This is a genomic window from Bradyrhizobium sp. CIR48 (assembly GCF_014198315.1).
In the GTDB taxonomy this organism is placed as follows: domain Bacteria; phylum Pseudomonadota; class Alphaproteobacteria; order Rhizobiales; family Xanthobacteraceae; genus Bradyrhizobium.
The window spans coordinates 139,734-151,662 of record NZ_JACIHG010000006.1 but is presented as its reverse complement, the minus strand read 5'-3'; the positions used below and the strand labels follow the sequence as shown (position 1 = coordinate 151,662).

Annotated in this window: 11 protein-coding genes; 7 read left to right on the top strand and 4 right to left on the bottom strand. The window is 63.9% G+C overall.

The window, feature by feature from the left end:
• Positions 1 to 27: 27 nt before the first annotated feature.
• A complete protein-coding gene (locus GGD66_RS19890; RefSeq protein ID WP_183258733.1) occupies positions 28 to 777 on the bottom strand; it encodes a hypothetical protein in 750 nt (249 codons plus the stop codon).
• 293 nt (positions 778 to 1,070) lie between these two features.
• Here GGD66_RS19890 and GGD66_RS19885 point away from each other — a divergent pair, with 293 nt between their 5' ends.
• From GGD66_RS19885 to GGD66_RS19875, 3 genes are all read left to right on the top strand, one after another.
• A complete protein-coding gene (locus tag GGD66_RS19885) occupies positions 1,071 to 2,102 on the top strand; it encodes an ABC transporter substrate-binding protein (protein ID WP_183258732.1) in 1,032 nt (343 codons plus the stop codon).
• A complete protein-coding gene (locus tag GGD66_RS19880; protein WP_183258731.1) occupies positions 2,099 to 4,792 on the top strand; it encodes a hybrid sensor histidine kinase/response regulator in 2,694 nt (897 codons plus the stop codon). Before GGD66_RS19885 ends, GGD66_RS19880 begins: the two co-directional genes overlap by 4 nt.
• A gap of 219 nt (positions 4,793 to 5,011) precedes the next feature.
• Positions 5,012 to 5,971, top strand: a complete 960-nt coding sequence (locus tag GGD66_RS19875) for a c-type cytochrome (protein ID WP_246788924.1) — start codon at positions 5,012 to 5,014, stop codon at positions 5,969 to 5,971.
• Between the two features lie 142 nt (positions 5,972 to 6,113).
• On the opposite strand, the gene GGD66_RS19870 is transcribed toward GGD66_RS19875, so the two are convergent.
• Complete coding sequence (locus GGD66_RS19870; protein WP_183258730.1) at positions 6,114 to 6,587, bottom strand: hypothetical protein; 474 nt, start codon at positions 6,585 to 6,587, stop codon at positions 6,114 to 6,116.
• A gap of 17 nt (positions 6,588 to 6,604) precedes the next feature.
• The gene (locus tag GGD66_RS19865) at positions 6,605 to 7,516 is read right to left on the bottom strand and encodes a LysR family transcriptional regulator (protein ID WP_183258729.1); all 912 of its coding nucleotides are present in this window, start codon (positions 7,514 to 7,516) and stop codon (positions 6,605 to 6,607) included.
• 130 nt (positions 7,517 to 7,646) lie between these two features.
• Here GGD66_RS19865 and GGD66_RS19860 point away from each other — a divergent pair, with 130 nt between their 5' ends.
• Together GGD66_RS19860 and GGD66_RS19855 are read left to right on the top strand one after the other, a co-directional pair.
• Entirely contained in the window at positions 7,647 to 8,585 is a 939-nt protein-coding gene (locus GGD66_RS19860; RefSeq protein ID WP_183258728.1) for a ring-cleaving dioxygenase, read from the top strand.
• Entirely contained in the window at positions 8,582 to 9,208 is a 627-nt protein-coding gene (locus tag GGD66_RS19855; protein ID WP_183258727.1) for an alpha/beta hydrolase, read from the top strand. Before GGD66_RS19860 ends, GGD66_RS19855 begins: the two co-directional genes overlap by 4 nt.
• Positions 9,209 to 9,408: 200 nt before the next feature.
• Here GGD66_RS19855 and GGD66_RS19850 read toward each other — a convergent pair whose 3' ends face one another.
• Entirely contained in the window at positions 9,409 to 10,344 is a 936-nt protein-coding gene (locus GGD66_RS19850) for a LysR family transcriptional regulator (RefSeq protein WP_183258726.1), read from the bottom strand.
• A gap of 97 nt (positions 10,345 to 10,441) precedes the next feature.
• Here GGD66_RS19850 and GGD66_RS19845 point away from each other — a divergent pair, with 97 nt between their 5' ends.
• Both GGD66_RS19845 and GGD66_RS19840 read left to right on the top strand, forming a co-directional pair.
• Positions 10,442 to 11,317, top strand: a complete 876-nt coding sequence (locus GGD66_RS19845; protein WP_092256250.1) for an aldo/keto reductase family oxidoreductase — start codon at positions 10,442 to 10,444, stop codon at positions 11,315 to 11,317.
• Positions 11,318 to 11,665: 348 nt separating this feature from the next.
• Positions 11,666 to 11,824: a hypothetical protein gene (locus GGD66_RS19840; protein ID WP_177237098.1), complete on the top strand. Its 159-nt coding sequence runs from the start codon at positions 11,666 to 11,668 to the stop codon at positions 11,822 to 11,824.
• Positions 11,825 to 11,929 lie beyond the last annotated feature (105 nt).

Below are 11,929 nucleotides of genomic sequence, written 5' to 3'. Positions count from 1 at the left end.
GTGGGAGAATGTCGTGCGATCCAGACATCAGAACTGGCCGGGCGGCAGCTTGAAGATATCGGGGCTCTTGGCGTCGGCCACGTAGAACAGCAGCAGGCTGGTCGGCGTCAGCACACGCTGGTTGTTCTCCTTGTTCTCGAACGTGCCCTGGAGCAGCAGGATCACCGAGCGATCCTTGGCGTCGCTGCCGCGGAACATCACGATGCCGCCGGCGACGGGCATGTTGACGGCGATGGAGTCCGGTTTGAAGCCTTCGCCCATGAAATGGGCGCGCAGGATGTTGGCGTTGGAGAACAGCTTCTCCGGCGTGATCGCCGCGTCAGTCCCCTTCGACCAGACCGCGCCGACCTGGATCAGCGACTTCGACTTATAGCCGAACACGTAGGAGAGCTCGGCGGTGCCGCCGTTCGGCAGCAAGTCGGGAGCCGAATACAGCAGGCTGTGCGTCAGCTCGGACGCGTTGTCCTGCGCCTTGATGGCGTCGGGCTTGGCGTTGAAATCCTTCGTCATCGCCGCGCGCACATCGGCCTCGTTCATGCCGAACTTGGCGGAGCGGAAACCGTCGATCGCCTTGATCTTGTCGTCCGCGGCCGGTGTCTCGGCTGAATTCGCCCCGGCGGCGACGGACGTGCCGGCTGCAGCGGGAGCGCCGGCCGCAGCGGCTCTAGGTGCCGGCGCAGCCTTCTGCTTCGGTACGGCGCCCTGGGCCGCGAGCGGTCCGGCTGCAATGGAGGTGAGCAGGCCGACGACGGCCGGAATGAGATAGATTTTGCGCATCGAAACCTTCGAAAAAACTGAAACAACGCTTCAAAAATCGGCAGCTGCGAAATCACCTTCCGCGAACCGTCGTCGCAACCGAGACGGAAAATGTTGCAACGCGACAAGGCGTTACAAGGCGTCACGAAGGAGACAGCGCTCGAAACAGCGACTCTTTGGCAGCGTAGGAATACGGTATCGGGCTGCCAAACGCTGCGAATGAGCATTCATAAGCGCATTTTTTCATCAATTGTGGATGCCGGCCGTTCGCGCTAAGCATCCGCTCCGGGGCAAGCCATCATGCAAAGAGTTTCATGACCGAACGGCCTTCCGCTCTCGCGGTCGATCGCCGCGGGTTCATTCGCCTTGCGAGCGCAACCGCCGCGGGATGGGTCGCGCTCGGCGCAACATCGGATCGCATGCGGATCGTCGCGTCGTTGACCGCATTGCCACTCGACGACGAGCTGACCCGGCGGAGCCTGATCGACAGCACGACCTCCCGCCTCGGTGGCCTCGTCGCCGGCTTGAGGCAGCGCGGCTGGGTCGAAGGCGCCAACTTCCGCCTCGAGCTCCGTTCGACCTTCGGCGGACCGGACCGGCTGAAGGCCGCGATTCAGGAGTTGCTGGAGCTGAAGCCGGACGTGATCCTGACGGGGTCGACGGTCGAAACCGCTGCGGTCCTTGCCGCCACCAGGACCATCCCGATCGTCTTCGCGACCGCCAACGATCCCGTCGGCAATGGCTTCGTCGAAAGCCTTGCACATCCCGGCGGTAACGTTACCGGCTTCACCAACAGCACCGCCGAGATGGGCGGCAAATGGCTGCAGCTGATCCGTGAAGCCGTGCCCGACCTCGCGCGCGTCGGTATCCTGTTCAACCCGGCGACCACCCCTCGCGGCGGGCGTTTCTTCCTCGACTCGATCGAGCAAGAGGCGGCCGGGTCCGGAGTGACCGCAATCCCCGCCCCCGTCAACGCGCCGACGGACATCGACGAAGCCGTCAAGCGCTTCTCCGAGCCGCCCAAGGCGGCGTTGATTGCGCTGGTCGACAGCTTCCTGGTCGTCAACCGGAAGGCGGTCGTTGAGGCGGCCGCCAAGTATCGCGTGCCCACGGTCTATCCATTCCATTACTTCATGGAGGCCGGCGGATTGATGAGCTACGGGCCGACGCTGGAAGTGCGTTCGGCCGACTATGTCGATCTCATCCTGCGCGGCACCAAGGCCGGCGACCTGCCGGTGCAATCGCCGCGGAAATACGAGCTGCTGATCAACCGCACGGTCGCCCGCACGCTGGGATTGACCATACCATTCACACTGCTCGCGCGCGCCGACGAGATCCGCGAGTGAACGAAACGGTCGACCAGGGACATTTGCGAACGCCTCCCGGCCGGCTGTTCCGCAAATATCTCTACTCGATCGTCGCCCTCGCCTTTGCCGCACTCGCCATCAACACCGGCTTCGACGTCTGGTTCTCCTATCGCGAGCAGAAGCAGCTTCTGGCGGCGACCCAGCGCGAGCAGGCGGCGTCCGCGGCGATTCAGATCGGTCAATTCATCGGCCAGATCGAAAACCAGATCAGATGGCTCTCGCGCCTGCCGCCGGAGCTGTCGACCAATGAAGACGAACGCCTGAACGCCATCCGTCTCCTGCGCCTCTCTCCGGCGATCGCGGAAATCGCCGAGCTCGACTCGCACGGGCTTGAACAGATGCGCGTGTCCCGCCGTGTGGCGGACAGGATCGGCAGTAAAGCCGACCTCTCCGCCTCGCCCGCCTTTCGCGGCGCCAATGAAAGCCGGGCCTATTACGGGCCGGTCTACTTCTTCGGCGACACCGAACCCTTCATGACGCTCGCCACCCGCGGAACTGGCCGCAACCCCAATGTGATCGTCGCCGAGGTCAATCTGCGTTTCATCTGGGACCTCGTCGCCGGGATCAGGGTCGGCAACACCGGCAAGGCCTACGTGGTGGACCGCACGGGAGTCCTGATCGCGCATCCCGATTTGTGGCGGGCCCTGCAGCGCAGCGATCTCTCCGGCTATGCCGACGTCCGCGCCGCACTCGACGGCGTGGGGCCGCCCTCCGGCGGCCTGGTCAAGGAGGACCTGTCCGGTCAGCGCGTGCTGTCGACCTATGCAACGGTCCCCTCGCTCGGCCTGCTGGTGTTCGTCGAGCTGCCGCTCAGCGAAGCCTATGCGCCGATCTACGCGTCGATTGGCCGTTCCACCTTTCTCCTCGTCGTCCTGCTGGCCGGTGCGGTGCTGGTCTCTCTCTTTCTCAGCCGCCGCATGACGGGGCCGATCCAGCTCCTGACGCAGGGCGCACGGCGGATCGGGAGCGGCGATCTCGGCCTGCGGCTCGCGATCAAGACCGGTGACGAGCTGGAAGCGCTCGGCGACCAGTTCAACCGGATGGCCGCGCATCTGCGCGATTCCTACGCGACGCTGGAGCGCAAGGTGATCGAGCGCACCTCCGAGCTGGAGAAAGCGCGCGATCAGGCTCTTGCCGAGCACGATGCCGCCGAACGCGCGCGTAGCGCGGCGGTGGCGGCCAATGAGACCAAATCGCGCTTCCTCGCCGTCGTCAGCCACGAACTGCGTACGCCGCTGAACGGCGTCATGGGCGTGCTGCAGCTGCTCGACGACGGCAAACTGGGCGAGGCGCAGCGGCGCCACCTCACGACCGCGGCGGCATCGGGTGAGACGCTGATCGCGCTGGTCGATGCCATCCTGGAATATGCGCGCCTGGAGGCCAGCGCCGAAACCCTGGAGCCGCGTAATTTCCACCTCGACCAGCTGATCGAAACGGCCGCCGACCTGATGCGGCCCCAGGCCTTCGGCAAGGGACTGACCTTCGACCTTGCCTGCGATGCCTCGGTCAGGACCTCGGTGCACGGCGATCCTGTCAGGCTCAATCGCATCCTGCTCAATTTGATCGGCAACGCCATCAAGTTCACGCCGTCAGGCGCGGTCGCCGTCAACGCAGCCGCCGAGCGCCGTGACGGTCATGTCCTGCTGCGCGTTACCGTTCGCGACACCGGCATCGGCATCGCCCCCGACATGCATGAGCGGATTTTTGAGGATTTCGTCCAGGCGGACGACAGCATCGCGCGGCGGTTCGGCGGCACCGGCCTCGGACTTGCAATCGCGCGGCGCCTCAGCCGTTTGATGCGCGGCGAGCTGACGGTGGAGAGCACGCCGGGCGCGGGCAGCACGTTCACACTTGAAGTACCGCTCGATCCGGCCGCCAGCGGCATCGCCCAAGGTTCGCTTCCGCCGCCATCGCGTCGGCTTCGCGTGCTGCTGGTCGACGACGACCCCGTCAATTGCGAGGTCGGCGAAGCCATGCTGAACCGGCTCGGCCATCATGCCACGGTCGCCAGAAACGGCGCCTCGGCCATCGAGCTCGCCCGCGATCAGGCGTTCGACGTCATCCTGATGGACCTGCACATGCCCGACATGGACGGCGTCGAGGCAGCATCGCGGATCGGCAAGCTCGGCCTGCCGAGAATGCCGCGCATCATCGCCGTCACCGCCGACGTGTCCTCCAGCGCGCGCGAACGGCTCGCCGAGGCAGGCATTGTCCAACTCGTCAGCAAGCCTATCCTGATCAACGCGCTGCGCGAGGCGATCGAGGACGACCCGGAGGTGGAGCCGGCCGCGGCGCAACTCGCTGCAGGTGCGTTGATCGACCGGCATTTCCTCGACGACCAGAAAGAACTCCTGGGCGCGACCCAAATCGCGAAACTCAACCAGCTTCTCCAGCAGACGAGCGAGCAACTGATCGGCGATATCGTCAAGGCCGCGGACATTGGCGATCACGAGAAGCTCGCGCGGTCCGCCCATCAGCTCGGCAGCGCCGCGAGCGCGCTCGGCCTCGTTAGCATGTTCGAGCGCTGCCGCGAGATCGAGCTGGCGGCAGCCACGATGTCTCCACCCGAGTGCCAGAGTGCCGCGCGTGAGCTCGCTGCGCTGCGAGCAGCCTCGATGAGCGCGCTCGACGATCTGCTCGGGCCCGCCGAGCAGCGGTCGGTCAGCTAGAATTGCTCAGGTCGAGCTCTTCGCGTTTGACCCTGAGCAGACCAAGACGGCTGAAATCGCACATTGACGTCTGCGAGTCCCCGGCGTTGAATGGTGTTTTCGATGTGGCGGAGGAGCTGCGGCGTCCCGTCGCCCGACAAGCGGTCGGTTAGCCGCTCCTGATCTTCGCCTTCGGGAAGTACAGTTTGGCTTCACCGACGCGCTGGGAGGTCGAGAGCCATGAGATTTCCAACTGCTCTATGTGTGTTCTCGTTGGCATTGCTCACCGCGGCGGGGGCGCGTGCGCAAATCCAGGAGGGCCCGCCAGCATGGGCCTACCCGGTCAACCCGCCCAATTTTCAACGCACGCCAGACGATGGCACGATCAGGCACGTTCCTGACAGCGCCGCCGGTTTTACGCTCACGCAAGTGCGCGATCTGTTCGCCGCGCCCGACTGGCATCCGGACGATCATCCACCAATGCCAGACATCGTGGAGAGGGGGAGAAAGCCAGAGGTGTTCGCGTGCGGCGTCTGCCACCGGGCAGACGGACCGGGCGGTCCTGAGAATGCCAGCCTATTTGGCCTCTCCGCGGAATACATCATTCAGCAAACGGCGGAGTTCAAGACGGGCCTGCGCACGAACTCCGCGCCTCGCGTCGCCACCGACCTGATGATCAAGTTGTCCAAAGCGGTGACAGATCAAGAACTCGCAGAGGCGGCAGCCTACTTCGCCTCCATCAAGCCGAGATCGAATATTGTCGTCGTTGAGGCCGAGGCGGTGCCAAAAACACAGGTGAGAGACCTGTTTCTGGCTCCGCTGGACGGCGCCGAGAAAGAGCCCATCGGCCAGCGCATCATCGAGATACCGGAAAACGTTGAACACTTTGTCAGCCGGGACTCGCGCGCTCGTTTCATCGCCTACGTCCCGGTAGGCAGCATTCAGAAAGGACGGACGCTGGCAACGAACAGCGATCCGCGCGTCCAGTGCGGGACCTGTCACGGTGCTGACCTCAACGGGACTGCCACCGCGCCGGGGCTTGCGTCCCGTTCGCCCACCTACATGTTCCGGCAGCTCTATGACTTCAAATCGGGCGCGCGGAAGGGCGCCAATAGCGAACTCATGAAACCGGTTGTCGAGAATCTCAGTGTCGACGACATGATCGCGCTGGTCGCCTTTTCAGCGTCGCTCAAGCAATAACATTCTTCGGGGGCTGTGCAGAATGGGCCAGCCGGCGCGCTTGGCGCGGTGGGTTCTTCGGCAGGTCGGCCGGCCGGCAATCTGCCGCCGGCCGGCTAACGCGCCGCGTCAACTTCCTTTGCGACCTGTGACCATTGCGCTGTCACGAACCGGACGTTTTAACGACGAGCTTTATGTTCAGCAGGTTGACGCCTTTGAACGGGTTCGGCGCGCTTTCGATCGTTCCCGTACCCGTGGCGTTCGCATAGGCACCTGTGCCCGACAAGATTGTGTATTCGCCCGTTGATTTGCCGTCCTTGGCCGAACCGGTGTAGCGCGCGGTAATCGAGCCTTCCTCGAACGTGTACGTGCTGTAGCCGAAGAAGGGGCCCGATCCTTTGAGCAAGTCCGAAGTATTGACGAACTCTTTCACTCCGATACGGCCATCGGTGAAGACAGCGACCCCAAAGAATTTCCCAGACACAACCGTCTGTCCTTCGACGTTTGCGGCCTCTATGACCTTGAGGTCGATCGGCTTCGTGATCAGCTTGAACTCGAGCACCCGCTCACCGGCCACGGCTGTTGACGCCGCGACGGCCGCGATAGATCGCTGCGAGCCGTTGCCGGGCAGAGTCATGGCTTCCCGACCCAGCCTCAGCCCGCCTGCGCGCCGGCTTCTTCATCGCGCCCAAACCGCTCGACGAGAAAGTCGATGAACAGCCGCACCTTCACCGACAAATGCCGCGTCGGCGGATAGACCGCATAGAGCGCGAGCGGCGGCGCGAAATAGTCTTGCAGGACGGCGCGCAGCTTGCCTGTCCGCAACGCGTCAGCGGCGATGAACTCCGGCAGCAGCGCGAGCCCCCTGCCCTTGATCGCGACGTCGCGCAGCACCTCGGCATTGTTGACGCAGAGCGACCAGGCCGGCTGGATCCAGTGATCGCCATCGGCGCCTGTTAGCTTCCACTGATTGCCGGTGAGCAGGAAGCCGTATGTCAGCGAGGCGTGCTCGCGCAGATCCTGCGGGTGCTTTGGCGTGCCGTGACGTGCGAGATAATCCGGCGAAGCGCAGATCATGCGCGCCACCGGCATGATTTTCCGCGCGATCAGGCTCGACGATTCCAGTTCCGCGATCCGCAAGGTCACGTCAAAACCGTCCTGGACGGGATCGAGCAGATCGTCGCTGAGCACGATCTGGAGCTGAAGCTCGCCATAGCGCGCCATGAAATCGGCCAGCACCGGCCCGAGCCGCATCGTGCCGAACGACATCGGCGCGTTGACGCGGAGCAGGCCGCGCGGCGCCGACTGGGCCTGCGTCACCGCCTGGTCGGCGGCCTCGATCTCCGAGAGGATGACGAGTGCGCGCTCGAAATAGCGCTGGCCGTTCTCGGTCGGGCTGGCATGCCGCGTGGTCCGGTTCAGGAGCTGCACGCCGAGGCTCTCCTCTAAGTCGGCGACGTATTTGCTGATCGCCGAACGCGACAGCCGCAACTGCCGGCCCGCTTCGGCAAAACTGCCGCTTTCGACCACTTTCACGAAGGCCCGGAGGCTGGCGACCTTATCCAAGGGCCGGCCCCGGTGATTGTTTCCAAATCATAGACATAGCCGTCATATTTGCATGGATTGTCTCCAATCCAAAGCGGAACGATATCTCCGGCCAGAGCAAGACGCTCCCCGAACACTCTGGAGGACGACAATGTCTGGACTGCACCATGTCACCGCGATTGCCGGCGACCCCATCAGGAATTTCCGCTTCTACACGCGGGATCTCGGCCTGCGCTTCGTCAAGAAGACGGTCAATTTCGATGATCCCGGCACCTATCACTTCTATTATGGCGACGAGACCGGCCGCCCCGGCACCATCCTGACCTTCTTTCCGTGGGCGGGCGTTCCGGCCGGGCGCCGCGGCGTCGGCGAGACCCATCAGACTGCCTTCCGCGTGCCGCAGCGCTCGCTCGGCTACTGGACCCAGCGTTTCACCGAGAAGGGCATCGCGTATGAGGCGCTCGAAAAGCGCTTCGGCGAATCCGTGCTGCCGTTCACCGATCCCGATGGCATGGCGCTCGCGCTGGTCGGCGTGCCGGGTGCGGAGAACGAGCCCGGCTGGAGCAATGGCGACGTGCCGGCCGAGCACGCGATCCGCGGTTTCCATGGCGTGACCTTGCTGCTCGACAGCGCGGCGAAGACGGCAGCCGTCCTCACCGACGTGTTCGGCTTCAAGGAGACCGGCCGTGAAGGCTCGGTGATCCGCTTCAAGGCGCCCGGCGATGTCGAGGGCAGCGTCGTCGACATCTACGAGGCCAAGGGCTTCCTGCGCGGGCATCAGGGCGGCGGCTCGGTGCATCACATCGCGTTCCGCGCGGCTGACGATGCCGAGCAGAGCAAGATGGCGCAAAGGCTCGTGAGCAATCACGGCCTGCATCCGACCGAACAGAGGGATCGCAATTACTTCCGCTCGATCTACTTCCGCGAGCCCGGCGGCGTGCTGTTCGAGATTGCGACCGACATCCCCGGCTTCGCCGTCGACGAACCTGTCGCGACGCTGGGGCAAGACCTCAAGCTGCCTGCTTTCCTCGAAGCACAGCGCAAGCAGATCGAGGACGTTCTGCCGAATCTGGAAGAGACCGTGTCATGACCGAGACTGAATTCATCCATCGCTTCGAGCCCGCGGCCAGCGCGGGCTCCCCTCCGCTGCTGCTGCTGCACGGCACCGGCGGCGACGAGAACGACCTGCTCGGGCTCGGTAAGATGATCTCGCCGGGGTCCGCCTTGCTCTCGCCGCGCGGCCGCGTGCTCGAGCACGGCATGCCGCGCTTCTTCCGCCGCCTCGCCGAAGGTGTGTTCGACGAGGACGACGTCCGCCGCCGCGCGAACGAGCTCGGCGACTTCGTCAACGAGGCTCGGCAGCGCTACGGCATCGCCGCGCCGGTCGCGGTCGGATTCTCCAACGGCGCCAACATCGCAGCCGCGCTGTTGCTGCTGAAGCCGGAGGTGCTGGCCGGCGCGATCCTGCTGCGCGCGATGGTGCCGCTGTCGGATCCGCCTACGGCCGATCTTGCCGGCAAGCCGGTCCTGCTGCTGTCCGGGCAGGCTGATCCGATCGTGCCGGCCGGCAATTCGGCCAAGCTTGCGGCTCTGCTCTCGCAAGCAGGCGCGAGCGTGACCCATAGGGTCCTGCCGGCAGGCCATCAATTGTCGCAAGCCGATTTGACACTCGCCCGCGACTGGATCGGCAACGTCCACGCCAGGGCAGCATGACCTATAGCGGCGCATCGTTTCCAAACGGTGCGCCGCCGCCTTCACTCGAACCGCCCGTCGTGGGTCGCACCCATACGGCCTTGATCGCGCCGAAGGGATGCTCGACTGTCTCACGTCGCGTCCGCATAGCGTCTGGAGTGGAATCGAGCAGTCTCTCAACTCTCAAGAAGCGAGCGTCTCGCTACTAGCAAACGCATTGCCTACGCGGTGGGCGTCGCGCCGAGCGCTGAGTGCGATGCTACACCCCTTACGAAGTCTATGAATGCGCGCAACGGCGCCGGCACGAGACGTCTGCCAGGATAGTATAGAAAGGGACCCGAAAAGCTTTGCCACCAGGGTTCGAGGACCGGCTCGAGCTGACCACTGGCGAGATGGGGACGAAGCCAGTCCTCGAAGAGGGTGACAATGCCGGTACCGGCGATGGCGGCGGCAACGGCGAGATCTGTCGCTGCCCCGACGCTGACCAGCAGCGGCCCTTTGGGTTCAACGCGAACCATTTCGCCCTCCCGTTCAAACTCCCAGGGAGCCACCATCGCGCCGGACGAAAGACGACTGCCAAGGCAAGCGTGGTTGACAAGCTCGCGAGGATGATTGGGCCGGCCGTAGCGATCCAGGTAGTTTGGAGAGGCAGCGGTTGCAAAGCGCTGAACGCGAGGACCGATTGGAATCGCCATCATGTCCTGCTCCAGACGCTCGTCGTATCGGATGCCAGCGTCACAACCAGCGGCCAGAACGTCGATAAAGTTATTCTCCGCAATCACTTCAAGCCGGATGTCAGGATAAGCGGCGAGAAAGGGCGGCGCGATGGTGGGCAGCACGAGGCGTGCCGCACTGACCGGTACGTTCAGACGCAGCGTACCTGCTGGCCTGTTGCGGGAGCTGTTGACAACATCGACGGCAGCTTCCACCTCGGCGAATGCTGGCCCGAGCCGCTCGAGGAGACGTTGACCTGCCTCAGTGGGCACCACGGTTCGCGTCGTCCGGTTCAACAATCTGACGCCGAGTTGCGCTTCCAGCCTGGTTACCGCTTCGCTGAGTCCTGACGCACTGGCTCCGCTCGACCGAGCTCCGTCCCGAAAGCCTCCGGCCCGCGCGACGGTCACAAAAGCGTTCAGTTCACCCAGATCGACTTTCACTGTTCGCTTCTCCGAACAACCCGTTCGGATTGTACCCGGTTATCGAGCGCGCGGGCAACGTCTACCTACCGGCCATTGGTTCTTATGGAGATGACCTATGCCCAACACCGGCCTAACTGCCAGCTTTGACCTCGGAGACCGCCGCGTGAAGCGGCTTGGCTACGGTGCCATGCAGCTTGCTGGCCCGCACGTGTTCGGTCCGCCCAGGGATCGCACCGCCGCATTGGCTGTGCTGCGAGCGGCCATCGCGTCCGGCGTGAACCATATCGACACAGCCGACTTCTACGGCCCACATGTCACAAACCAGTTGATCCGTGAGGCGCTGCACCCCTACCCCAGGGATCTCGTCATCGACACCAAAATCGGGGCTCGGCGTGGCGCGGACGCCTCATGGAATCCGGCCTTCTCGCGCGAAGAGCTCACCCAGGCGGTCCACGACAATCTGAAAAATCTCGGGGTCGACGCACTCGATGTCGTCAACTTCCGCGTCATGATCGACCGGCATGGCCCCGCCGAAGGCTCGATCGAAGCGCCGCTGAACGTCTTGGCCGATCTCCAACGTCAGGGCCTGATAAGGCATATTGGGCTGAGCAACGTGACCGCGACGCAGGTCGCGGAAGGACGCAAGATTTGCAAGATCGTCTGCGTTCAGAACCAATACAATCTGGCCCACAGGTCTGACGACTCCTTGATCGACGACCTTGCCCGGGACGGCACTGCCTACGTGCCGTTCTTCCCGCTCGGCGGGTTCACCCCCCTGCAATCGTCCACTCTAACCGATGTCGCCGCTCGCCTCGGCGCAACGCCCATGCAGGTCGCGCTTGCTTGGCTCCTTCGTCGCTCACCTAACATCCTGCTTATCCCCGGCACTTCGTCCGTCGCGCATCTGCGCGAGAATCTCGCCGCGGCCGAACTCGATTTGCCGGATGATGCGATCGATGAGCTGAATGGCCTTGCCGGGAGCCCCGGTTGAGGCGGTTTCCGGGCGCAGCATGGTGACAGTGCTGCCTCGTGCCAAATTGGGGCCGACAGTATGAAAATGGAAACGCTCAAGGACATCGGACGTCGCCATGCCCTCAAGACCCTGGCCGGCGCCGAGGTTGGGGTATGGCGCTGCGGCGGTTGGCGCAGCCGCTGCGGCCGGTGCTTACGGTTACTACAACTCCGGCTGCGACTATGACAGCTACGGACAGTATATTTGTCCGGGGCAGTATACTTACCGGTATTTGATCAGCCAAAGTTTAGGTCGGCGGTTCGAAGCCGCCGTACTCATGCCTCGGCCAGAGCGCCGCTTCGTCAGCGGCCATCGTGAGTTTGTAAGATGGCCAAGATGCCCACCCGTGGCGGCGTCTACAATCTGAGACTGGGACCTGAGTTGCAGCTTTTGCAGCAGCCGCTTCCGCTGTTCGCCAACTTGATCAGCTCTTCCGCCGATCTGAACCGCAATGGTGCGATGAACTCGGGGAGCAACAGCCGATAATGCTCCTTCCGTCACCGCGAGACTGTTCACTTTTGGCCACAGCCGCCATCGCTGATGCAATTCGCTTATGCGCAGCAAGCGCGGGACGAACCGATCATAATTCGA

Bases quoted from the DNA above. Each gene is read 5' to 3' on its own strand.
- GGD66_RS19845 (WP_092256250.1), top strand. From the start codon at position 10,442: ATGCCCAACACCGGCCTAACTGCCAGCTTTGACCTCGGAGACCGCCGC.
- GGD66_RS19870 (WP_183258730.1), bottom strand. From the start codon at position 6,587: ATGACTCTGCCCGGCAACGGCTCGCAGCGATCTATCGCGGCCGTCGCG.
- GGD66_RS19890 (WP_183258733.1), bottom strand. From the start codon at position 777: ATGCGCAAAATCTATCTCATTCCGGCCGTCGTCGGCCTGCTCACCTCC.
- GGD66_RS19875 (WP_246788924.1), top strand. From the start codon at position 5,012: ATGAGATTTCCAACTGCTCTATGTGTGTTCTCGTTGGCATTGCTCACC.
- GGD66_RS19840 (WP_177237098.1), top strand. From the start codon at position 11,666: ATGGCCAAGATGCCCACCCGTGGCGGCGTCTACAATCTGAGACTGGGA.
- GGD66_RS19855 (WP_183258727.1), top strand. From the start codon at position 8,582: ATGACCGAGACTGAATTCATCCATCGCTTCGAGCCCGCGGCCAGCGCG.
- GGD66_RS19860 (WP_183258728.1), top strand. From the start codon at position 7,647: ATGTCTGGACTGCACCATGTCACCGCGATTGCCGGCGACCCCATCAGG.
- GGD66_RS19885 (WP_183258732.1), top strand. From the start codon at position 1,071: ATGACCGAACGGCCTTCCGCTCTCGCGGTCGATCGCCGCGGGTTCATT.